Source organism: Gammaproteobacteria bacterium, from assembly GCA_036381015.1.
GTDB lineage: Bacteria > Pseudomonadota > Gammaproteobacteria > Steroidobacterales > Rariloculaceae > ZC4RG20.
In genome coordinates this window covers 82,519-104,368 of the sequence record DASVDR010000017.1, presented here as the reverse complement: position 1 = coordinate 104,368, position 21,850 = coordinate 82,519, and the positions used below count along the sequence as shown (strand labels likewise).

Sequence of the window (21,850 nt, the reverse complement as noted above, 5' to 3'; positions counted from 1 at the left end):
GAAGCGTTGGCAAATGAGAGAATGTTGCAATAAGCTCGACGGCGTGCTCAGGCTGCGAAAGAGGTCGATCGTGATTCGAAAGACGGTGTTCTGGATCCATCTCGCCTGCGGCGTCACCGCCGGCATCGTCATCCTGATGATGTCCGCGACGGGTGTGCTGCTGACTTACGAGCGGCAAGTGGTCGCCTGGGCGGAACGGTCGATGCACCGCGAGCCGGCAGGGCGGGAAGCGCGCTCGATCGACGCGCTGGTTGCGGCGGTCGAGCAGCAGGCGCCGCAGTTCCGCCCGACGTCGGTGACGGTCCCGCGCGATCCCGCCGCCCCAGTCGCCGTCAGCGCCGGACGGTCACGCTCGCTTTACGTCGATCGGTACACCGGCGAGGTGCTCGGCGAAGGCGCCGAAGGTTTGCGCGCGTTCTTCGACGCCGTGACCGGCTGGCACCGCTGGTTCAATGCGGAGGGCGACGGCCGCGCGATTCCGCGCGCGATCACCGGCGCGAGCAATTTGATGTTCCTGTTCCTGATCCTCAGCGGTATGTATTTGTGGCTGCCGCGGGTGTACCGCTGGGCTGCGTTCAAGACGCGGCTGCTGTTCAACCCGCGCGCCGAGAGCGGCAAGGCGCGCGATTTCAACTGGCATCACGTGTTCGGGATCTGGTCGGCGATTCCGCTGGCCGTGGTCGTCGCGACCGCCGTCGTCTTCTCTTACGGATGGGCCAACGACCTGGTCTATCGGAGCTTCGGAGAGGAGCCGCCCGCGCGAGGCCGCGGCGGCCCGCCGCCTGCACGTACCGAGACGGCGCGAGCCGAGCCGGCGGCGTTCGCCCCGCCCCTTTCGCTCGACGCCCTGCTCGCGCTCGCCGCCGCGCATTCGGAAGCCTGGAATCGCATCACGATCCCGTTGCCGGATGCCGCGGCGACGCAGGTCGCGCTCACGATCGACCGAGGCAACGGCGGGCAGCCGCAGCATCGGCATACGCTCGTGCTCGATGCCCGAAGCGGCGAGGTCCTCGAGTGGCGCCCGTTCTCGGCGGAATCCCCCGGACGGCGCGCCCGCACGCTGATCCGCTACCTGCACACCGGCGAGGCGCTCGGCCTCGTCGGGCAGACGATCGCGGGCCTCGTCTCGCTGACGAGCCTCGTGATGGTCTGGACCGGCCTCGCGCTCGCCTACCGCCGCCTGATCCGGCCGTTGCTTCGCCAGGGATGAAAGCGCGGGGCCGCCGACAAACGCGAACGCCTCTCATTTGCAATCGCTCAGAGAATGCGTATCATTCGCATTTACGGCGCATACGAAGAATAGGGAGGTTTTCCGCATGTCGAAGTCCGCTCGGATCCGGTCCCGGCAGGCCACGGTGCCCGGGACCCTGGCAGGTGCCATCGGCCTCGCGCTCGCGTCCGCCTCGGCGCAGGCACAGCCGCGCGCCGGCGACGAGATCGTCGTTCAAGGACGCACGCTGCCGGCCGAGGCCTCGTCCGACAAGTTCACGGCGCCACTGCTCGATACGCCGAAGTCGGTGACGATCGTGACGAGCGAGCTGCTCGAGGAACGTGCGGCGACCTCCCTCGTCGAGGCGCTGAAGAACGTGCCGGGAATCACGTTCAACGCCGGCGAAGGTGGTCAGCCGGCCGCGGACAATCTGCGCATCCGCGGCTTCGACGCCGGCGCGGACGTGTTCGTCGACGGCGTTCGGGACGCGGGCTCCCAGACGCGCGACATCTTCGCCCTCGAGCAGGTCGAGGTGGTCAAGGGGCCCGCGTCGGCGTACGCCGGGCGGGGCGCCGCCGGCGGCACGGTGAACCTCGTGACGAAGAAGCCGCGCGACGAGAGCTTCCTGAGAGCGAACGTCGGTGCGGGCTCCGACGCCTATCTCCGCGCGGCGCTCGACGCGAACTACCGTTTCGGGGATAGCGCGGCGTTGCGCCTCAACCTGCTCGATCACGACGCGGACGTTCCGGGCCGCGACGGCGTCTTCATCTCCCATCAAGGCATCGCGCCGTCGCTCGCCTTCGGCCTCGGCAAGCCGACGCGCATCGACGTGGGCTACTACCGGTTCCGCACCGACGACATGCCGGATTACAGCATCCCGTACGGCCGCAACGCCGACAACACGGAGCCGGCCGGCGAGCCGGTCGACGTCGACCGCGACACCTTCTACGGCTTGCTGAACCGCGACTTCCAGAAGACGAGCGCCGACATCGGGACCGTGGCGGTCGAGCACGCGTTCCCCGGCGGCCTGACGCTCCGGAACACGACGCGGTACGGAGAGTCCGGCAACGCCTACATCGTCACGAACCCCGACGACGGCCGCGGCAACGTCCCGCACGGCTTCGTGCTCCGCAACGCGAAGAGCCGCAACTCGGAGACCACGACGCGGGCCAACCTGACGGACGTCACCGGCGAGGCGCAGCTCGGCGGCACGGCCCACTCCTTCGCGTTCGGGCTCGAGGTCGGCAACGAGCGGATGCGCAACCAGGGCTACGAGGTCGAGACGCTGTTCGAAGGCCGCGCAAACGAGGACCTCGCCTCCTCGTGCAGCTTTCCGGGCGCCGTCGGCGCGCCGTCCCGCTACAGCTGCACGACGCTTCTCGACCCCGACCCGTCCGATCCCTGGTTCGGGACCATTACCCCGTCGGACCGGATCACCGTGGCGGAAACCGACACCCGCTCCGCGTACGCGTTCGACACCGTTCGCTTCGACGACCGCTGGTCGCTGAACCTGGGGCTGCGCTACGACGACTACTCGACGCGGCAAACGCAGACGGAGGCCGGCGTCTCGACCACGCTGCGCAACGACGCCGATTTCTGGAACTACCAGGCCGGGCTCGTGTACAAGCCCGCGCCGGCGGGCAGCCTGTACGTCTCCACCGGCACGTCGTCGAGCCCTTCGGGGAACACGCTCGGCGACGGCACCGAGAACCTGTCGGAAGGCAACGCGGATCTCGAGCCGGAGCGCAGCCGCACATACGAGATCGGCACGAAGTGGGCGCTGCTCGACGGGCGGCTGTCGCTGGCCTCGGCCGTCTTCCGCACGGACAAGAGCAACGCTCGAGTGCCGATCGAACCGGGCCGCGGCGCGCCGCAGCTGACCATCGGCGAGCAACGGATCGAGGGATTCGAGATCGGCGTCGTCGGGCAGCTGAGCGAGGCGTGGCAGCTAATGGCGAGCTATACGCGGCTCGACGGCGAGATCGTCGACGACGGCCCGATCGATGCGAACGAAGGCAACGCCTTCCCGAATACGCCCGAGAACAGCGCAAGCCTTTGGACGACCTACGACGTCCTGCCGTCGCTCACGATCGGGGCCGGCGCGACCTACGTCGACATGCGCTTCGGCGATCCCGAGAACACCGTCTGGGTGCCTTCGTACGTGACGTACGACGCGATGGTGTCCTGGCGTGTCGCACCGCGGATGCAGCTGCGCCTCAACGTGCAGAACGCGACGGACGAGACCTACTTCACGCGTCCGTACCGGTCGCATTACGCGGCGATCGGCCCGGGCCGGCTCGCCATCCTCTCCTTCGATTACGAGCTATAGAAGCCTGTCCGAGTCGTGAGCGGCGTCCCCGCAAACATCGAGACTTGATGCGCCGCGGAACGCCGGGGGACCGCCGATGCTGCTACACATTCCGGACGTGCTGACGGACGGCCAGATCGCCGAATGCCGGCGCATCCTCGATGCTGCGGAATGGGTGGACGGCGCCGTGACGGCCGGGTTCCAGTCGACCCGCGTGAAGCGCAACCGGCAAGTGCCGGCGGATTCCCCGGCCGCGGCGCGCGCCGGGCGCATGATCCTCGACGCGCTCGACGCGAGCTCGCTGTTCGCATCCGCCGCGCTGCCCGCGCGCGTGTTCCCGCCGCTTTTCAACCGCTACGAAGGAGGCGAGGCGTTCGGCACGCACGTGGACAACGCGATCCGCCCCGTGCCCGGTACGCCGCACCGCATTCGCACGGATCTTTCCGCGACGCTGTTTTTGAGCGCGCCCGACGAGTACGAAGGGGGTGAGCTCGTCATCGACGACACGTACGGGCCGCGTTCGGTCAAGCTGCCGGCCGGCCACCTGGTTCTCTATCCCGCCACGAGCCTGCACCGCGTGCTGCCCGTGACGCGCGGCGCGCGCATCGCATCCTTCTTCTGGGTGCAGAGCCTCGTGCGCGACGATGCCCGGCGCACGCTGCTCTTCGACCTCGATCTCGCGATCGTCCGTTTGCGGCAGCGAGTCGGCGACGACGAGGGGATCGTCGCGCTGACCGGCGTCTATCACAACCTGCTGCGGCAATGGGCGTCGCCGTGAAGGCGGCGATCGCGAAACCGTAGAGGAATGGCGACACTTTCATCGGCGCGCGGCCCGCGTGCTACTCTCCGCGCGCCGGTCGGTCGAGCGCCGATCGTGCCGTCTACGGAGGTGCGCTGCGCGCCGATGCAGTGAGGCGCGCAGGCCTGAAGAGCGCCAACAACCAACAACGAAATCGCCCGGGGCTCGTCCCCGGAACCGCCTGAGCCGGGGTCGAATCGTCCGCAAGCCGGTTCGTTCCCCGGCTCTTCTTTATCGACGCTTCTTTTACGCGCCTTTATGGGCGCTTCTCTGCGCGCCGTTCCGCGCGGCGGGATCAGTGAGGCGCGGCGCGCTTCAGCTTGTGAACCGAGTCGCCGTAGTACTCGATCATCGCGCGGTTCAAAGCACGCGGGACGTCGCTCGTGAGACCGTTCGGATCGATCACGAGGTACTTCATCCGGCGGTCGGTGGGGTGCGGCTCGTACTTGACGATGCCGACATTGCCGCCTTCGGCCGTCAACGACCAGACCACGCGAGAGGCGGTCGAGAACGGCATGTTCAGCTTTTTCACGAGCGACACCAACGTGTGCGGGTGCCCGTCCGCTTCGGCGACCAGGATCTCGAGCGCCACGAGGTACTGCGCGAGCGTGATGTGTGGGAAGCTTTCGTAGATGCACTCGAGCGCGGCGAGCATCGCACGCCGGACGCCCTCGGCATCGAACTCGCGGTGAATCTCCGCGTCGAGCCGCTTCTTTTTCGTCCTTGACTTCTTTCTGAGTTGTGTCGCCATTCGGACCTATCGTAGACGAGTCTTTGGATCTGTCAACGCGGATGAATGCGTTCTACCCGCTCTCCAGGATCTGCTATTGGCCGATCCGAGAACACTCCCGGCCCGGCGTGTTGTAGGTGCCCGGGAAAACCTGAATGCAGCGGTCGGTCAGGAACCAGAAACGGAACCTTTGCGCATGTTGCTAAAGTGGGACGCGCATGAATATAGGCAGGAACACCGAGGCACGCTTACCTACCTTCTCCGGAGGAGCGAGGCGCCCGGCGCCGCGCGACCGATCGGGCTGTTTTCGCCTTACTCTACAACGGCCTGCATGACTGCGGTCTCGAAGTCGTCGAGCATCGAGCGAACCGAGGTCTGCGCGAGGATGATCGCAACGAGGTCCTTCTGCGGGTCGACCCAGAAATGCGTGCCGTAAAAGCCGCTCCACCCGAAACTTCCCTCGGATAGCCAGGTGCCGCGCTTCGCGGGATCGGTCACGACGCGCACGCCGAGCCCGTAGCCCTCGCCCGGCTGGCGGCCGGGCAGCGTGTCCGGAACGAAGACGGAGCGCATCATCTCGACGCTTCGCGGGCTCAGGATGCGACGGCCGTTCAGCTCGCCGCCGTTCGCGAGCATCATCGCGAAACGGGCGTAGTCCTCGGCCGTCGTCATCAATCCTCCCGCCGCCGAGAAATACCGCTCGCCGGACATCGAGTCCGGATCCTCGCGCGGCACGAGCTTCCCTGCCGCGCTGTAGGCCCAGCGCGTTCCCGGTTGGAACTCGAGCGGCGAGCGGCCGCTCTGCTCGGTCCACGCGACCCCGAGCTCATGGCGCCGGTTCTCACTGCGGATGCGGGCTCGGCCGTGCCGGCCGAGCCCGTTCGGTCTTATGACGCCGCCGGCGAGTTTGGTCTTACGACGCGGCCGGCGACGCTTTCAGCTCGGCGCGCTCCTCTTGTTCCTCGTGCTCCTCCGCGGGCTCGTCGGGCCTGAGCTTCAGGAACGCGAGCAGGCCGGCCGCGCACAGCGAGCCGAGGCCCATGATCAGGGCCACGGTGTGGAGCGGGATCCCGCCGTCGAAGAGGAAGCCGGAGATGATCGGGGCAAGGACCGCGCCGCCGCGGCCGATGCCGATCGCGACACCGGTGCCCGACGCGCGCACATGCGTCGGGAACGCATGCGCGAAGATGGCATAGAGCCCGACGATGCCGGCGTTCGTGCAGAACCCGGCGGCAAAGCAGATCATCGACAACCGGACGAGATCCTCGGGCGTCCGCCCGAAGATGACGACCATGACCGTGGAGAGCACGAGCACGGCGATCGTCAGCGGCTTCAAGCCGAAGCGCAGCGTCAGCAGCCCGAAGACCGCCCCGCCGGTGGCGCCGCCCGCATTCACCCACGTCAGGACGCCGGCCGCCGCCGCGGCCGTGAAGCCCATGTCGGCGACGATCTTCGGCACCCACTTGATGATGAAGTAGAACGTCGTGATGTGGAAGAAATAGGATGCGGTTACGATCAGCGTGATCGCGATCAGCGCCGGCGTGAACAGATCCGTTGCCGAGCGCTTGCGCGCCGTCTCCGAAACGCTCGGGAGCGCGGAGATCGCGGCATGGCCCATCCGGGCCAGCGTGCCGTTGATGCGCTCCAGCGCGCCCGCCGGCTGCTTGCGCGCGAGCCAATGAACCGACTCGGGCACGAAGAAATAGACGAGCGGAATGAAAATCGCCGTGAGCGTCGTGCCGAAGTAGAACACCGAGCGCCAGTTGTAGTTCGCAAGGAGCGGCACGACGAACAGGCCGCCGACGACGGCGCCGATCGGATAGCCGATCGCCATCAGGGAGACGTTCAGGTGCTTGCGCTTCTTGTTGGAGAACTCCGCCGCGACCGCGTTGATCGCCGCGAGCATGCCGCCGATGCCGAGCCCGGTGATGATGCGCCAGATCGACAGCGACACGAGCCCTTCGACCGTCGTGACCATGAACATGCCGACGGCCATGACCAACAGGCAGCCGAGCACGGTCCGCCGCCTGCCGAGGGCATCCGCCACGCCGCCGAGCAGGATCGAGCCGAACGCCATGCCGATCAGCTCCATCGACAGCACGATGCCGAGCTCGGCCCGGTCCATGCCCCACTCCTCGGCGATCCCCGGCGAGGCAAAGCTGATCGACATGACGTCGAACCCGTCGAGGGCGTTCAGGCCGATCGTGATCGCCACGGCGACGATCTGCATGACGCTCATCGGCGAATTCAGGATGGTTTCGCGCGGATCCGTATTCACTGCCCCAGGCCCCCCAAGTTGGCTCGACCGCCGAGGGTAGCATCTTTTGCGCCGTCCCGCCCACGTCCGCCCCGGCCCGGACGGCGTCCGCAGGCGTGCAGGCCGGTGGCGGATCGAGAACGGGCTGAAACTGGCCCTGGAACATTCCCGCCGAACGGCGGCATTCCGGAAGGCGGTCCTCCCGGACGGCGGGGTAGACCCGCATGAGGCATCGGCCGGACGGCAATGGTAAGGTGGCGCGCCCGGAGAGACTCGAACTCCCGACCACCTGGTTCGAAGCCAGGTACTCTATCCAACTGAGCTACGGGCGCGGTGCCGGTCGCCCGCCGGGCGAGCCCGCCGGGAAGTCGGGATTGTCCATGAACCGGCGCGGCCGCACAACGAGCCCCGCGGGCGCGTGCGAGTGCCCGGTCGGCTTCCGCCCCGCGGAAGCCCCTTTCGACCGCCAGATGTCGTAGGATAGGGGCGCGCCTGCGCAGACGATGTTTTGAACACAGGGGAGCGCGCGGGTCCCGTCACATCGCGAGCCGGCGCGAGCCTGCCGCTCGGCGGGGGGTTCTGCGCCAAGCCGAAACAATATTCACAACACGGAGAGCATTGAAGATGAAACGTGCGAACGTCTCGAGGCCGATCTTTATCGCCGGGATCAGCTGCGCCGCCTTCGCCGGTGTCGCGCTCGCGGCCCCCGTCGAGTACGAGATCGATCCGAACCACACGCATCCGACCTTCGAGGCCGACCATATGGGCGGTCTTTCGAAATGGCGGGGCCTGATCAGGTCCTCGTCCGGAGCGGTCACGATGGACAAGGAAGCGCAAACCGGAACGGTCGAGGTCACGATGGACATGACGACGATCGACTTCGGTCACGATCGGCTGAACGAGCACGCGAAGACGGCCGACATGTTCAACGTGGCCGAGTTCCCCACGGCGACCTATACGGGCGAGCTGGTCGACTGGCAGAACGGCGCCCCCACGGCCGTGGACGGCATGTTGACGCTGCACGGCGTGACCCAGCCCGTGAGGCTCACGCTGAACAGCTTCAAGTGCCAGCAGCATCCTCAGCAGGGGCGTGAGGTCTGCGGCGCGGACGCCGAAGCGCAGATCAACCGCGCCGACTTCGGCATCAACTTCGGTCAGAACTTCGGCTTCGACATGGGAGTCACCCTGCGCATCCAGGTCGAAGCGCTGGCGAAGCCCGAGTAGCGCTCGAAACGAGAGCCACCCGTGCCCCGTGCGGCGCGAGCCGCACGGGGCATTTTTCATTCGCCGCCCGTGTGCAGCGCCGCATGCGCCCTGCGTACGGCGGCCTCGCGGTTGCCTCGCGGCGGGTCGGCGGCGAGATGCAGCAGGGCCGCCCGCACGACGTTCTTCACGTCGCCTTCGGGCAGCAAGTCGCACAGCGCGAGCGTCAGCTCCGCGGTCGCTTCCTCGACGCAGGCGCCCCGATCGAAGGCTTCCACGGCTTCGTCGAAGCGGCGCCTGACCTCGGCTTCGCCGTCGTGCATCTCGTCCATCGGCATGCCGGGACAATGCGCATGCGGCGCCGAGAATTCAAGCGGCGGGCGCCGCGCCGCGGGCTCTTCCGTACAATGTTCCCGTGAAATCCTGGCTCGACATCGCGCTCGACCGGTTCCGGAACGACAACGACGCGCTCGCGGTCGCCACCGGCTCGCTGCTCGCGCGCGTCGTGCCGGACACGGCGCTGCACGCGCGGCTCGCGAACACGCTGTCGATGCTCGAGCACCTCGGCAGCCACAAGATCATGGCCACGCAGCACTCCGCGCTCATCGACCAAGCGACGCTGCGGCACGTCGCCGAGGAGGCCTATCACGCCTATTTCATGAAGCGGCAGGCCGAGAGAGCGGCAGGCGCCCCCCTCGAGTACGTGGATCGGGACTTGCTCGCGCCGGCCGCCGCACGGATGTACTTCCAGCGCCTCGAAGCGGCGATGGTCCGTACGCTCGCCCGGCAGCGCAGCGTGCGCGCCACCTACTTATATATGTCGATGGTCGTCGAGTTCCGCGCGCTGTGGTTCTACCGGCTGTATCAGCAGACGCTCGCCCGCGCGGGCGGCGCGCCCACGCTGAAGCGCGTGATCGGCGAGGAGCAAAACCATCTGGTCGACGTCGCGCGCCGGCTCGAGACGGCGGGCGAGCTGAGCGACGCACGCACGGACGCGTTCCTGGCCGTCGAAAAGGGTCTTTACGCGCGGCTGCTCGGCGCGATGCAGCGCGCCGCGGCGTAGGGAATACGGACGCTCGTCTTTATTCCTCGTCCGTGTCGCCGGCGGCCCCCGCCTCGTCGTCGCGGCCGCTCTCGGGCTCGGCGGCTCCGCCCGCATCGGAGTCCCCTCCGTCGTCCTCGAGCGTCTCCGGATCCACCGGCACGACCTCGAATCCGCCCTCGCCTTCGCCGGCTTCCTCGACGGCGCGAAGCTCGGCGAGGTCGGCCTCGGAGATCGGGTGGAACTGACCGAGCTGGCACGTGAAGCCGCGCGTCAGCCCGAAGGCCCACTGCTCCAGCACGGTGATGGTGTCGATATCGCAGAGTCGATTGCTGGTCGGGCTGTACATGAAGCGCTCCTCGCGCTTCAGGCCGGGGCACTCGCGCGAGAGGTGGTTCAGGTAGATCCCGCCGTCGCGCATCAGAAAGATCAGCGTGCGGTCGTCGATGACCTCGGTCTCGTCGACACGGTTCAACGAAATGCACCGCTCCGGAGCCCGGTCGACCAATTCTTCCTCATCATCGTCCTGCGCGCCGACCGGGACCGCGGCCAGAACGAGCACTGCGCCGGCGAAAGGCGCAAGAAAAAGCGGTGCGTGCATGAACATTCCTCCCGGCGCCCCAGCGGCCGCCCGTGGCGAACACCCGAGATGCGGCTGCACGGCTCGGCAGCGTGAGCCGGGCCCGATTACTCCGCAACCACCGCCACGGAGACTGCCGCAGCGTCCACTATAGACCAGGCGGCGAACCGTTGATTCCCGCGGGGGGCGGAGGGCCGGGCGGCTTACGGCGTATGATCCGCCCGTGACGCGAGAAGCTTCCAACCTGCCCGACCCGGCCGTCCTCGAGGCCTTCGGCCTCGTCCCCGGCGGCGCTCGGCCGGCCGAGTCGGGACTGATCAACCGCACGTGGCATGTCGTCTCCGCCGGCGGGGAGCCGCGCGTGCTCCAGCGGGTCAATCCGATCTTCCCCCCGGCCGTGAACGAGGACATCGACGCGCTCACCCGCCACCTCGCCGCCCGCGGGCTTGCGACGCCGCGCCTCGTGCCGACTCTCAACGGACGCTTGTGGCTCGAGCACGCGGGCGCCGTCTGGCGCGTGCTGACCGCCGTGCCCGGCGTGACCCATGACGCGCTCGCGGCGCCGGATCAGGCGCGCGAGGCGGGGCGCGTGCTCGCGGCCTTCCATCGCGCCGTCGCCGACTTCGACCGCCCGCTCCGGAACGCTCGCCTCGGCGTGCACGACACCCCCGCGCAGCTCGCCGCGCTGCGGCGTGCGCTCGCCGAGCATTCGCGCCATCCCGCGATCGAGGAAGCCGAGCGTCTCGCCGCGCGCATCTTCGCTCACGCCGACCGGCTCGCGACGCAGCCCGCCGCGCCGGATCGGGTCGTGCACGGCGACCCGAAGATCTCGAACATCGTGTTCGACGAGGCGACCGGCCGCGCGGTCTGCCTGATCGACCTCGACACGCTCGCGCGGATGCCCGTCGCGATCGAGCTCGGCGACGCGATGCGATCGTGGTGCAACCCGGGCCTCGAGGACTCCCCGGACGCACGGCTGTCGCTCCCGTCGTTCGAGGCCGCGATGACGGGCTATGCGGAATCGGCCCGAGGCTGGCTCGGCGAGCGCGAATGGATCGCGATTCCCGACGCGACGCTGACGATCACGGTCGAGCTCGCCGCGCGCTTTTGCGCCGACGCGCTCGCCGATCGGTATTTCGCGTGGGACCCGAATCGGTACGCGAGCCGCAGCGCGCACAATCTCGCGCGCGCGGCCGGCCAGCTCGCGCTCGCCGACTCGATCGGCGCATCGATGGATGCGCTGCGCGCGATCGTCGCCGACGCATTCCGCGGCTGAGCCGCGCCGCGCGACATTCAGTGCCGGCGGCGCCGAGGCCCTTAACCGAGTCGCGCCGCCGTGCGCGCCGACGATGACATTCCTGTGACACAAATGCGGCGGGCGCTGTGCTATCCCTACGCGCGTCTCGCAGCTCCGGGAGGAGCAGTTGCTGGATCGGCTTTCGATGATCGGCGTCTCGTGGCGCCAGGGCGGCACGGACGCGCTCGCCGAATTCGCGCTCGCCGAGGACCGCGCCCCGGAGCGGCTACGCGAGTTCGCGCGCAAGTTCGCGCTCGCCGAGCTCGCCTATCTCGCCACTTGCAATCGCGTGGAGCTGATCTTCGCGCGGACCGAGGACACGCCCGAGCCGGACCTGCGGCGCGCCGCGTTCGAGATGCTGACGGGCCGGGCACCCGCGTCCGGCGAGGCCGAGCGCCGCTTGCGCGCATGGCAGGGCGAAGGCGCGGCGGAGCATCTGTTCCTGATTGCGGCCGGGCTCGACTCGGCGTGTGTCGGCGAGACGGAGATCGTCGGCCAGGTGCGCGCCTGCTACGAGCAGGCCGAGCGTTTGGGGCTCGCGGGCCCCGCGCTCGCGCTCGTTTTCGACGAGGCGCTGAAGATCGCCGCGCGCGTACGCGGCGAGACGCGGGTCGGCGAGGGCCGGGTGTCGCTTGCCGAGATCGCAGTGGACCTGATTCGCGAGCGGCTCGCGAAAACCGGCGGAAACGTCGCGCTGGTCGGCGTCTCGCCGATGACCGAGCGCGCCGGCCGCGCGCTCGCGTCGTCGCCGGCGGGGCTGCTCGTCGTGAACCGGACCGCGTCGAAGGCCGAAGCGCTCGCGGCCCGCTTCGGCGCGCGGCATCTCTCGCTCGCGTCGTTCATTGACGCGCCGCCTCCGGTCGAAGCCGTGCTGTGCGCGACGGGCGCGCGCCACGCGGTGCTGACCGAGCCGGCGCTCGCGAGACTCCACGCGGCCGCCGAGTCCGGCCGGCCGCCGCTGATCGTCGACATGGCGATCCCGCCGGACGCCGATCCCGCGGCCTGCGCGAAGCTCGGCATCCCGAGGGTCGGCCTGGACGAGATCGTGCGCCGCGCCGAGGCGAACCGGGCGGCACGGCTGATGGAGGCCGCGCAGGCACGGGAGTACGTCGACCGCGCGCTCGCGGAGCTGCGGGACCGCTTCGCCGAGCGCTACTACGGCCCGCTGTTCGGCACGCTGCAGCAGCGCTACCGGCGCACGGCGCAAGAAGGCGTCCAGCGCCTGCTGAAGAAGGAGCTGAAGGGGCTCGGCGACGCGGAGCGCGCGGCGATCGAGGCGTGGACCGAGGCGCTCGCGCGCCGGTTCGCGCACATCCCGTGCCTCGGGCTGAAGGGACTGCTCCATCGGGGGCCGGACGGCTCGATCGAGGCGTTCCTGAGCGGCCTCGACGCCGAGTTCGCCGACGAGCTTCGCGCGGCGCTCGGGCGCGCTGCCGGGGCCGGCCGGCAGGGGCCGGCCGGCGGGGACGAGACCGCGGCCGCGTCGGTTGCGGAGACGAAGCGGTGAAGCTCGCGCTCGGCACGCGCGGCTCGGAGCTCGCGCTGATGCAGTCCGGCACTGTGGCCGATCGGCTGCGCGCGGCCGGGCATACCGTCGAGATCGTCCCGATCCGAACCGCCGGTGACCGCTCGCAGGCACCGTCGTTCGGATCGATCGGGGCGCAGGGCGTGTTCGTCCGGGAAATCGAGGAGGCGCTGCTCGACGGGCGCGTCGACCTTGCGGTCCATTCGTTCAAGGACCTGCCGACGGCGTCGCCGCAAGGACTCGCGATCGGGGCGATTCCGCTGCGCGCGGATGCGGCGGACGTGCTGCTCGTGCGCGCGGACGCGTGCCTGCTGCCGTCCCGGCGGGACGAAGGCTCGAGCGCTGCCGCGGCGCGGGCGTCGGCCGGGGCGCCGGAGTCGGCCGGGGCGGCGCCGCGCGAGACGGCCGATGTCGGGCTCGCGCTGTGCCGCGGTGCCCGGGTCGGCACGTCGTCGGTCCGGCGCGCGGCATGGCTGCGGCACTTTCGGCCGGACGTCGCGGCGCTGCCGCTCCGCGGCAACGTGCCGACGCGCATCCGCAAGCTTCGCGCCGGCGACTACGACGCGATCGTGCTCGCGGCGGCCGGCATCGCGCGTCTGGGCGAGGCGCTCGACGAGTGGTTGCCGGACATCGTCGCGGTGAGGCTCGACCCGCGCCGCTTCGTGCCGGCACCGGCGCAAGGGGCGCTCGCCGTGCAGTGCCGGGCGGACGACGCGCCGGTGCGCGCGCTGCTCGCGTCGATCGACGATCCCTCGACGCGGGCGGCCGTGACGATCGAGCGCGATGCGCTCGCGCGGGCCGAGGGCGGATGCAACACGGCGTTCGGCGCGTACTGCGTCGCGGCGGAAGACGGATTTGCGCTGACCGCGATGCTCGAACGGGCCGGACGCATCGTGACGGTCGACGCGGCGGGCGAGACGCCCGAAGCGGTCGGCGCTGAGCTTTGGCGGCGGATCGAGGCCGAGGAATGAGCGCGGCGAGCCGGACACACCGTATCCTGCTGACCCGCGCCGAGGAGGATTCGGCCGCGTGGGCCGAGGCGCTCCAACGGCGCGGCCACGCGGCGGTCGTGCTGCCCTGCATCGCGGCCGAGCCGCTCGAGTCGCCGGCGCTCGCCGCGGTGCTGCGCGACGCGTCGTCCCGCGCCGACTGGCTGGTCTTCACGTCGCGCCGCGGCGTCGAGTGCTTCGCGCGGCTCGTGCCGGACAGGGCCGCGGGCGCGAGAATCGCGGTCGTGGGCCCGGCCACGGCCGAGGCGGCACGCCGCCTTCTCGGCCGCGCCGACCTCGTCGGCCGCGGAACCGCGAAGGCGCTGGTGCCGGAGCTGCAGGACGCGTTGTTCGGGCCTGCGGCGAGTCCCGCACGGAACGATGCTTCTACTGCACCGACTGCGCGTCATGCGCCGCACGATGCCTGTCCGGCACCGAGCTCACGTGGTGCACCGCGGGTCGTGCTGGCGCTCGCTGCGAATGCGGGCGACGTGATCGAGCGGGAGCTGCGGTCGGCGGGGGCCGAGTGCCGCAGGTTCGACGTGTACCGCACGGTGCCGGTGCCGCCGCGCGAGCCGCGGCGGCCGCTCGCGGCTTTCCGGGTCGATGCGGTGTTTCTCGCGAGCCCGTCGGCGGTCGAAGGCTTCGTGAATCAGGTCGAGGTCGACGGCAGCGCGCGGCTCGTCGCGATCGGGCCGTCGACCTCGGAAGCGGCGCGCGCGCGCGGCCTCGCCGTCGCGGCCGAGGCGCGCGAGCCGAGCCTCGAAGGTTTGCTGGAGGCGATCGAATGAAGGACGTGCCGATCACGCTGCCGGAGCGCATCCGGCCCCGGCGACTGCGCCGCACCCCGGCGCTGCGCGATCTCGTCGCGGAGACCCGCGTCACCGCGGCCGAGCTCGTCATGCCGCACTTCGTGCTGCCCGCCGACCGGGCCGAAGTCCCGATCGGATCGATGCCCGGCATTCCGCAGCACGGCATCGAGAACCTGTGCGCGCAGGTCGCGGCCGACCTCGAGCTCGGGATCCGCGCCGTGCTCCTCTTCGGCCACCTGGAATCGGGTGGAAAGACCCCGGACGGGCGCGCGGCCGCCGCGGCGAACGGCGCCGTGCAGCGCGCGGTCGAGCGGCTCAAGCGCGAGCACGGCGACGCGCTGATCGTGATGACCGACGTCTGCCTCTGCGCGTACACGAGCCACGGGCATTGCGGAATGCTCGAGAACGGCCGCGTCGTCAACGACGCGTCGCTGAAGCCGCTCGTCGACGCGGCGTTGAGCCACGCCCGCGCCGGCGCCGACGTCGTCGCGCCTTCGGACATGATGGACGGGCGCGTCGCGGCGATTCGCGACGCGCTCGACGCATCCGGGTTCGACGACGTCGTCGTGATGTCGTACGCGGTGAAGTACGCGTCGGCCTATTACGGACCGTTTCGCGAGGCGGCGGATTCCGCGCCGGAGCACGGCGACCGCAAGAGCTACCAGATGGATTGCCGCAACGTGCGCGAGGCGCTGCGCGAAGCCGATCTCGACACGCAGGAGGGCGCGGACCTGCTGATGGTGAAGCCCGCGCTCCCGTATCTCGACGTGATCCGGGCGGTCCGCGAGATATCGGACCTGCCGCTCGCCGCCTACAATGTCTCCGGCGAATACTCGGCCGTGAAGGCCGCCGCGGCGAACGGCTGGCTCGACGAGCCCGCCGTCGTGCGCGAGAACCTGATCGCGATCCGCCGCGCGGGCGCCGACCTGATCATCACTTATCACGCGCGCGACGCGCTTCGCGGAGGATGGCTGTGAGCGGGGAGTCCGGGGGCACGGCGATCGGCGGCGGTCCGGAGTCGGCCGCGTGGTTCGACCGGGCGAAGCGCGTCACGCCGGGCGGCGTGGATTCGCCGGTGCGGGCGTTCGGCGCCGTCGGCGGCACGCCGCTCGTCGTGCGCGAGGCGCACGGCACGACGATCGTCGACGTCGACGGCCGCGAGTATCTCGACTTCGTCGGCTCGTGGGGGCCGCTGATCCTCGGGCACGCGCACCCGAAGGTCGTCACGGCGATCGACGCGGCCGTGCGGCGGGGCACGTCGTACGGCGCGCCGTGCCGCCCGGAGATCGAGCTCGCCGAAGAAGTGGTCGTCGCGTACCCCGGCCTCGAGCAGGTCCGTTTCGTCTCGTCCGGCACGGAGGCCGTGATGAGCGCCGTGCGGCTCGCGCGGGCTGCCACGGGCCGCGACCTGATCGTGAAATTCTCGGGCTGCTACCACGGCCACGCGGATCACCTGCTCGTGGCCGCGGGCTCGGGGCTCGTCACGCTCGGGCAGCCTTCGTCGGCCGGCGTGCCGAATGCTTTCGCCGCGCTGACCCGCGTCCTGCCGCTCGACGACACGGACGCGCTCGGCGCGCTCTTCACGGCCGAAGGCAACCGCATTGCGGCCGTCGTGATCGAGCCGGTCCCGGCGAACAACGGCCTGCTGCTCCAGCGCCGCGAGTTCCTCGAGGCGCTGCGTCGGCACTGCGACGCGAGCGGCGCGCTGCTGATCTTCGACGAGGTCATCAGCGGCTTTCGCCTCGGCCCCGGCGGTGCGGCCGAGCACTACGGTCTCACGCCCGATCTCGCGACGTTCGGCAAGGTCATCGGCGGCGGGATGCCGGTCGGCGCTTTCGGGGGACGGCGCGAGCTGATGCGCTTGCTCTCGCCGGAAGGCGGCGTCTACCAGGCCGGCACGCTTTCCGGTAATCCGATCGCGATGACCGCCGGCCTCGCGACGCTGCGCACGATGCGCGAGGAGGACGGATGGCGGCGCCTCGACGCGCTCGGCGCCTACCTCGAGGAGCGCGTCGCGCCCGTGCTCGCGGCGGCGCCGGTCCCGTGCGTGCTCGTCCGGCTCGGGTCGATGTTCTGGCTCGCGTGGTATGCCGCGACGCCGCCCCGGTCGGCGGAGGCGCTCGACCCGCGGACCGGCTCGCTTTACGCGCGGGTCTTTCACGCGCTGCTTGCCCGAGGCGTCGCGCTCGCGCCCTCGGCTTTCGAGATCGGCTTCCTGTCGCTCGCGCATGAGCGCCGCGACGTCGATCGGCTCGCGGAGGCGCTCGCCGAATCCCTGCGCGCCGTCGAGCCCGAGCGGAGCACGACATGACCGCGCTGCGCCGCGATCCGAGCAAGGCCCTCCTGATCGGCTTTCTCGCGCTGCTCGTCGTCTCGGTCGTGCAGGTCGCGTACTGGGTCACCGATCACATCGGTTACGCGAACGCCGTCGAGCAGCGCATCGGAGCGCTGTATCGCGCCGACGCCGCGATCGTGACCGATTTCCTGAGCGGCCGAACGCCCGAGGATTTACCGAGCGCGATGCCGCACCTCGACGTCGACGACGGCGGCGCCCGGGTGAAGCCCGCGGCGCTCGCGGAGCTCCGGGAGGAGACGGCGCGGCGCAGCAACCGCTACACGTGGGAAGGCGCGTTCTTCCTCGTCGTCTTGATCGGCGGGATGGGCGTGCTCACGCGCGCGATCCGGCACGACCGCGCGCTGCGGCAGCGCCAGCAGAATTTTCTCGCGGCCGTGTCGCACGAGTTCAAGAGTCCGCTCGCGAGCGTGCGGCTCGCGGCGGAGACCCTCGTCATGCGCTCGAAGGAGCCGGACACGCAGCGGCTCGGCCGGCGCATCCTCGAGGACGGGGAGCGCCTCCTTCGAATGGTCGACAACCTGCTCGACACGGCCCGGCTCGAGGAAGGCCGCCATGCGCTCACGCGCGAGACGGTGCGCATCGCGCGCGCGGTCGACGGCGCGATCGCCGAGGTGGCCGAGCGCGCGGCAGCGAGCGGCATCGAGATCACGGCGGACGTGGACTCGAGCCTCGAGCTTTCGGCCGACCGCGCCGCGCTCGACACGATCCTGCGCAACCTGCTCGACAATTCGATCAAGGCCTGCGCGGCCGGCGGCGGCCGCTCGATCGTCGTGCGGGCGAAGCGCGTCGGGAGCCGCGCCGAGCTCTGCGTCGCCGACGACGGCATCGGGTTTCCGCCCGAGGACGCGGCGATGATCTTCGAGAAGTTTCATCGTCTCGGCGACGAGCTGCGACGCTCGACGGCCGGCACCGGGCTCGGGCTGTACATCGTGAAGCGGCTCGTCGATCTGTCCGGCGCCGAGGTGCGTGCGTCGAGCGCGGGGCCCGGGCGCGGCGCAACGGTCACCGTCACGTGGCCGGCGAGCGACATCCGATGAGCGGCGACGCGGACATGCGCGGCGCGGCGCGCGCGCGCATCCTCGTCGTCGACGACGAGGCGCACATCGCCGACGGCATCCGCGAGAATCTCGAGGCCGAGGGCTACTCGGCCGACGTCGCGCACGACGGTGTCGAAGGTCTCGAGAAAATTCGCCGCGAGCACTTCGACCTCGTCCTGCTCGACGTCATGATGCCGAAGATGAACGGCCTCGAGGTCTGCGAGGCGATTCGGCGCGAAGGGTCGCGGACCCCGGTGATGTTCCTCACGGTCAAAGGGGATCCGGAGGACCGGATCCGCGGGCTCGAGGCCGGCGGCGACGACTACCTGCCGAAGCCGTTCCACCTGAAGGAGCTGCTGCTGCGCGTCGCCGCGATCCTGAAGCGCAGCCGCTGGTATGCCGAGACGGAGGCGACGCTCGAGTTCGGCGGAAACCGCATCGACTTCGAGACGTATCACGCGCGTGCATGGGACGGGACGGAGCACTCGCTGACGCACAAGGAAGCGATGATCCTCAAGGTGCTCTCCGAGCACGCGGGTGCGATCGTCACGCGCGAGGACATTCTCGATCGCGTTTGGGGCTACGAGGTGTTTCCGTCGACGCGCACGATCGACAACTTCATCGTACGGCTGCGCAAGCGCTTCGAGCGCAACCCCGAGGAGCCCGCGCACTTTCACACCGTGCGCGGCGTCGGCTACCGCTTCACGTTCGAGCCGGAGACGCCGACCGAATGAAACGGGACGGCAAAAAGATGGTGTCAGACACCTTTTCGCCGAAAAAGGTGTCAGACACCATTTTTTCGAGGGCGGTTCGCGGCGAGCCGACGCCGCGGCGGCCGCTGTGGATCATGCGGCAGGCCGGGCGCTACCTGCCGGAGTATCGGGCCCTGCGGGCGCGGCACGAGTTCAAGGAGATGGCCGCGTCGCCGGAGCTCGCGGCCGAGGTCACGCTGATGCCGCTCCGGCGCTTCCCGCTCGACGCGGCGATCGTGTTCGCCGACATCATGAGCCCGCTGCCGGCGCTCGGGGTCGAATTCGACTTCGATCCGGGTCCGATCGTCGCCGAGCCGATCCGCGACGAGCGCGGGCTCGAGCGGCTCCGCGACCCGGCGCCGGAGGAGATCGCGCCGGAGGTCGTGCGCACGCTCGAGCTCGTGCGCGCCGAGCTGCCCGAGCACGTCGCGCTGCTCGGATTCTGCGGCGCGCCGTGGACGCTCGCCGCGTATCTCGTCGAAGGCCGCGGCGCGAAGGATTTCCCGACGCTGCGCGCTTTCGCCGCCGCGCGGCCGGACCTGCTCGATCGGCTGCTCGGGAGGCTCTCGAGCCTGATGGCGGACTACGTCGTTCGGCAGGCGTCCGCGGGCGCGGATGCCGTGCAAATCTTCGACTCGTGGGCCGGCGTGCTGTCGCTCGACGACTGGAGCCGGCTGATCCGCCCGCATCTCGAGTCGCTGCTCGGTGCGATAGGCGCCGCCGGCGTTCCGCGTATTCTGTTCGTGCAGAACGCGCCGCATCTGGTCGACGCCTACGCACGGCTCCCCGCCGAGGTCCTCGCCGTCGACTGGCGCATCGATCTCGGCGAGCTGCGCGCCCGCTACCCCGGCCGAAGCGTGCAGGGCAACATCGATCCGGCGGTGCTCGTGGCGGGGCCCGATCCCACCCGGGCCGCCGCCGCGCGGCTCCTCGGCGCCGTCGATCGGCTGGGGCACGTCGTCAATCTCGGCCACGGCATCCTGCCTTCGACGCCGCTCGAGAGCGTCGCGGCGCTGATCGAGGCCGTGCACGGCGAGACCGGAAAAGGTGTCTGACACCTTTTTCGAGGTTCCACGAAAAGGTGTCTGACACCTTTTTTCGAAGACTCGGAGGAACGATGGCCACTTCCACTCCCGACAAGGATGCGCAAACGGCGATCGCCGAGCCGCCGCCGCTCGACTTGAGCGAGAAGGGGCGGCGCGCCGGCGAGGTGATCTCGCTCGATCGGCGGCTCTTCATGAAGTTCACGGCGTTCGGCCGTTGCCCGCGCCCCGACGAGGCCGCCGCGGCCGCGGCGCGCGCCGGCGTCGTCGGCGCGCTCTATCTCGATGCAAACGATCCGCAAGGCATCGGGCTGATGGCGTCGAGCGAGGACCCGGACTATTTCGTGACGACCCTTCGCGAGCTCTTCAACGCGCCGCCTTTCGACGCGCTGGAGCACAAGCCCGAGCTCGACATGCTCGGCCGCAGCTACTCGATCGGATACGAGAGCGACCTCGAGGACACCCTCCTCCACCGTCCGCGCCGCAAGCTGCTCGATCCGATGCACCGGTGGGCGGTCTGGTATCCGCTGCGCCGCGCGAAGAGCTTCCAGCTGCTGCCGCCGGAGCGCCAGCGGCAGATCCTCGGCGAGCACGGCACGCTCGCGCGCCGGTTCGGCACGGCCGGGCTTGCGAACGACATCCGTCTCGCCTGTCACGGCCTCGACCGCAACGACAACGACTTCATCGTCGGTCTCGTCGGCCCCACGCTTCACCCGCTGTCGGCCGTCGTGCAGGAGATGCGCAAGACCGAGCAGACGGCGCAATACCTCGAGAGCCTCGGACCGTTCTTCGTCGGCCGCGTCGCCTGGCAGAGTCCGCAAACGGAATGATCCCGGCGAGCGAACGGCTTTACGACGACGCCGCGCGCGAGTACGACGCGCTGCTCGTCGTCTCGTTCGGCGGCCCGGAAGGGCCGGACGACGTGATGCCGTTTCTCGATAACGTCTTCCGCGGCATAGAGGTCGGACCGGCGACGAGGGCCAAGATCGCCGAGCGCTACGCGCGCTTCGGCGGCGTGAGCCCGATCAATGCGGAGACGCGCGCGTTCATCGCCGCGCTGCGCAGCGAGCTCGACGCGCACGGCCCGGCGCTCCCGATCTACTGGGGCAACCGCAACTGGCATCCGCTGCTCGAGGAAGCGTTCGCGGACATGCAGCGCGACGGCGTGAAGCGAGCGATCGCGTACGTCACCAGCACGTTCAGCTCCTACAGCGGCTGCCGCAAGTATCGCGAGAACCTGTATCAGGCGGCCCATTCCGTGGAGAGGCCGCCGATCGTCGATCGGCTGCGCAGCGGCTACAACCACCCGGGCTTCATCGAGGCCGTCGCCGATCGGGTCGCGGAAGCGTTGCAGCGCCTCCCGGCCGAGCGGCGCGACGGCACGCCCGTGCTCTTCACGGCGCACAGCCTGCCGCTTGCGATGGCCCGGCGCTCGCCGTACGAAGCGCAGCTCAACGAAGCGTGCCGGCTCGTCGGCGACGCGCTCGAGCACCAGCGCTGGCGCCTCGTCTTTCAGAGCAACAACGCGCGCTACGGCGGCGAGCCGTGGCTCGGGCCGGACATCGGGGAAGCGCTGATCGAGCTCGCGAAGGAAGGCTTCGAGCACGTCGTCGTCGAGCCGATCGGTTTCGTCTGCGATCACCTCGAGGTCGTGCTCGATCTCGACCACGAGGCGGCCGCGATTGCGCGCGCGCACGGCCTCGAGATGATCCGCGCCGCCACCGTCGGCACGCATCCGGCCTACGTGTCGATGGTGCGGGACCTGATCTGCGAGCGCATGACCGCGCGGCCGGCGCGCCGCGCGCTCGGATCGCTCGGTCCGGCGCCCGACTTCTGCCCGCCCGACTGTTGCCTCAGCGGGCGCCCGGGCGCCCCGCCGCCGACCGTCGGCGAAGCCCCGGCCGGATGAC

At 70.0% G+C, this 21,850-nt stretch carries 21 protein-coding genes and 1 tRNA gene; 16 read left to right on the top strand and 6 right to left on the bottom strand.

The annotated features are described in order from the left end of the window. The first annotated feature begins 70 nt into the window (after window positions 1-70). The 3 genes from VF329_07280 to VF329_07270 all read left to right on the top strand — a co-directional run bounded on the left by VF329_07280 (window position 71) and on the right by VF329_07270 (window position 4,296). Window positions 71-1,210 (top strand): PepSY-associated TM helix domain-containing protein, encoded by a 1,140-nt coding sequence (locus tag VF329_07280; protein HEX7080798.1) that lies wholly within the window; start codon window positions 71-73, stop codon window positions 1,208-1,210. Between the two features lie 106 nt (window positions 1,211-1,316). Next, window positions 1,317-3,539 carry a TonB-dependent receptor gene (locus tag VF329_07275; GenBank protein HEX7080797.1) on the top strand — a complete coding sequence of 741 codons (2,223 nt, stop codon included), beginning with the start codon at window positions 1,317-1,319 and terminating at the stop codon, window positions 3,537-3,539. A 76-nt stretch (window positions 3,540-3,615) separates the two neighbouring features. After that, a complete protein-coding gene (locus VF329_07270; protein ID HEX7080796.1) occupies window positions 3,616-4,296 on the top strand; it encodes a Fe2+-dependent dioxygenase in 681 nt (226 codons plus the stop codon). Between the two features lie 316 nt (window positions 4,297-4,612). On the opposite strand, the gene VF329_07265 is transcribed toward VF329_07270, so the two are convergent. The 4 genes from VF329_07265 to VF329_07250 form a co-directional block, all read right to left on the bottom strand. Continuing rightward, the gene (locus VF329_07265; GenBank protein ID HEX7080795.1) at window positions 4,613-5,068 is read right to left on the bottom strand and encodes a hypothetical protein; all 456 of its coding nucleotides are present in this window, start codon (window positions 5,066-5,068) and stop codon (window positions 4,613-4,615) included. Between the two features lie 291 nt (window positions 5,069-5,359). Beyond that, entirely contained in the window at window positions 5,360-5,782 is a 423-nt protein-coding gene (locus VF329_07260; GenBank protein HEX7080794.1) for a serine hydrolase domain-containing protein, read from the bottom strand. Window positions 5,783-5,960: 178 nt separating this feature from the next. Next, entirely contained in the window at window positions 5,961-7,286 is a 1,326-nt protein-coding gene (locus tag VF329_07255; protein HEX7080793.1) for an MFS transporter, read from the bottom strand. A gap of 273 nt (window positions 7,287-7,559) precedes the next feature. Then, a tRNA-Arg gene (locus VF329_07250) sits at window positions 7,560-7,636 on the bottom strand. Window positions 7,637-7,928: 292 nt separating this feature from the next. Between VF329_07250 and VF329_07245 the strand changes: the two genes are divergently transcribed. Then, complete coding sequence (locus VF329_07245) at window positions 7,929-8,528, top strand: YceI family protein (protein HEX7080792.1); 600 nt, start codon at window positions 7,929-7,931, stop codon at window positions 8,526-8,528. A gap of 56 nt (window positions 8,529-8,584) precedes the next feature. Here VF329_07245 and VF329_07240 read toward each other — a convergent pair whose 3' ends face one another. Continuing rightward, window positions 8,585-8,839 carry a hypothetical protein gene (locus tag VF329_07240; protein HEX7080791.1) on the bottom strand — a complete coding sequence of 85 codons (255 nt, stop codon included), beginning with the start codon at window positions 8,837-8,839 and terminating at the stop codon, window positions 8,585-8,587. Window positions 8,840-8,922: 83 nt separating this feature from the next. On the opposite strand from VF329_07240, the gene VF329_07235 reads away from it, so the two are divergent. Further along, window positions 8,923-9,570 carry a hypothetical protein gene (locus VF329_07235; protein ID HEX7080790.1) on the top strand — a complete coding sequence of 216 codons (648 nt, stop codon included), beginning with the start codon at window positions 8,923-8,925 and terminating at the stop codon, window positions 9,568-9,570. 19 nt (window positions 9,571-9,589) lie between these two features. On the opposite strand, the gene VF329_07230 is transcribed toward VF329_07235, so the two are convergent. Next, entirely contained in the window at window positions 9,590-10,150 is a 561-nt protein-coding gene (locus VF329_07230) for a DUF6491 family protein (protein ID HEX7080789.1), read from the bottom strand. A gap of 202 nt (window positions 10,151-10,352) precedes the next feature. Here VF329_07230 and VF329_07225 point away from each other — a divergent pair, with 202 nt between their 5' ends. The 11 genes from VF329_07225 (at window position 10,353) to hemH (ending at window position 21,849) form a co-directional block, all read left to right on the top strand. Beyond that, window positions 10,353-11,405: a phosphotransferase gene (locus tag VF329_07225; protein ID HEX7080788.1), complete on the top strand. Its 1,053-nt coding sequence runs from the start codon at window positions 10,353-10,355 to the stop codon at window positions 11,403-11,405. 148 nt (window positions 11,406-11,553) lie between these two features. Next, window positions 11,554-12,933 (top strand): hypothetical protein, encoded by a 1,380-nt coding sequence (locus VF329_07220; GenBank protein HEX7080787.1) that lies wholly within the window; start codon window positions 11,554-11,556, stop codon window positions 12,931-12,933. Next, window positions 12,930-13,922, top strand: coding sequence for a hydroxymethylbilane synthase (locus tag VF329_07215; GenBank protein HEX7080786.1), 993 nt, complete (start codon window positions 12,930-12,932; stop codon window positions 13,920-13,922). The genes VF329_07220 and VF329_07215 overlap by 4 nt, the downstream gene beginning before the upstream one ends. Beyond that, window positions 13,919-14,731 carry a uroporphyrinogen-III synthase gene (locus tag VF329_07210; protein ID HEX7080785.1) on the top strand — a complete coding sequence of 271 codons (813 nt, stop codon included), beginning with the start codon at window positions 13,919-13,921 and terminating at the stop codon, window positions 14,729-14,731. The genes VF329_07215 and VF329_07210 overlap by 4 nt, the downstream gene beginning before the upstream one ends. Then, window positions 14,728-15,729 carry a porphobilinogen synthase gene (gene hemB, locus VF329_07205; protein HEX7080784.1) on the top strand — a complete coding sequence of 334 codons (1,002 nt, stop codon included), beginning with the start codon at window positions 14,728-14,730 and terminating at the stop codon, window positions 15,727-15,729. Before VF329_07210 ends, hemB begins: the two co-directional genes overlap by 4 nt. After that, window positions 15,726-17,063, top strand: a complete 1,338-nt coding sequence (locus VF329_07200) for a glutamate-1-semialdehyde 2,1-aminomutase (GenBank protein HEX7080783.1) — start codon at window positions 15,726-15,728, stop codon at window positions 17,061-17,063. Before hemB ends, VF329_07200 begins: the two co-directional genes overlap by 4 nt. Beyond that, entirely contained in the window at window positions 17,060-18,145 is a 1,086-nt protein-coding gene (locus VF329_07195) for a HAMP domain-containing sensor histidine kinase (GenBank protein HEX7080782.1), read from the top strand. The genes VF329_07200 and VF329_07195 overlap by 4 nt, the downstream gene beginning before the upstream one ends. Next, complete coding sequence (locus VF329_07190) at window positions 18,142-18,879, top strand: response regulator transcription factor (protein ID HEX7080781.1); 738 nt, start codon at window positions 18,142-18,144, stop codon at window positions 18,877-18,879. The genes VF329_07195 and VF329_07190 overlap by 4 nt, the downstream gene beginning before the upstream one ends. Before the next feature lie 47 nt (window positions 18,880-18,926). Further along, the gene (gene hemE / locus VF329_07185) at window positions 18,927-19,952 is read left to right on the top strand and encodes a uroporphyrinogen decarboxylase (GenBank protein ID HEX7080780.1); all 1,026 of its coding nucleotides are present in this window, start codon (window positions 18,927-18,929) and stop codon (window positions 19,950-19,952) included. Window positions 19,953-20,014: 62 nt separating this feature from the next. Next, window positions 20,015-20,770 (top strand): chlorite dismutase family protein, encoded by a 756-nt coding sequence (locus VF329_07180; protein ID HEX7080779.1) that lies wholly within the window; start codon window positions 20,015-20,017, stop codon window positions 20,768-20,770. After that, entirely contained in the window at window positions 20,767-21,849 is a 1,083-nt protein-coding gene (gene hemH, locus VF329_07175) for a ferrochelatase (protein HEX7080778.1), read from the top strand. The genes VF329_07180 and hemH overlap by 4 nt, the downstream gene beginning before the upstream one ends. Window position 21,850 lies beyond the last annotated feature (1 nt).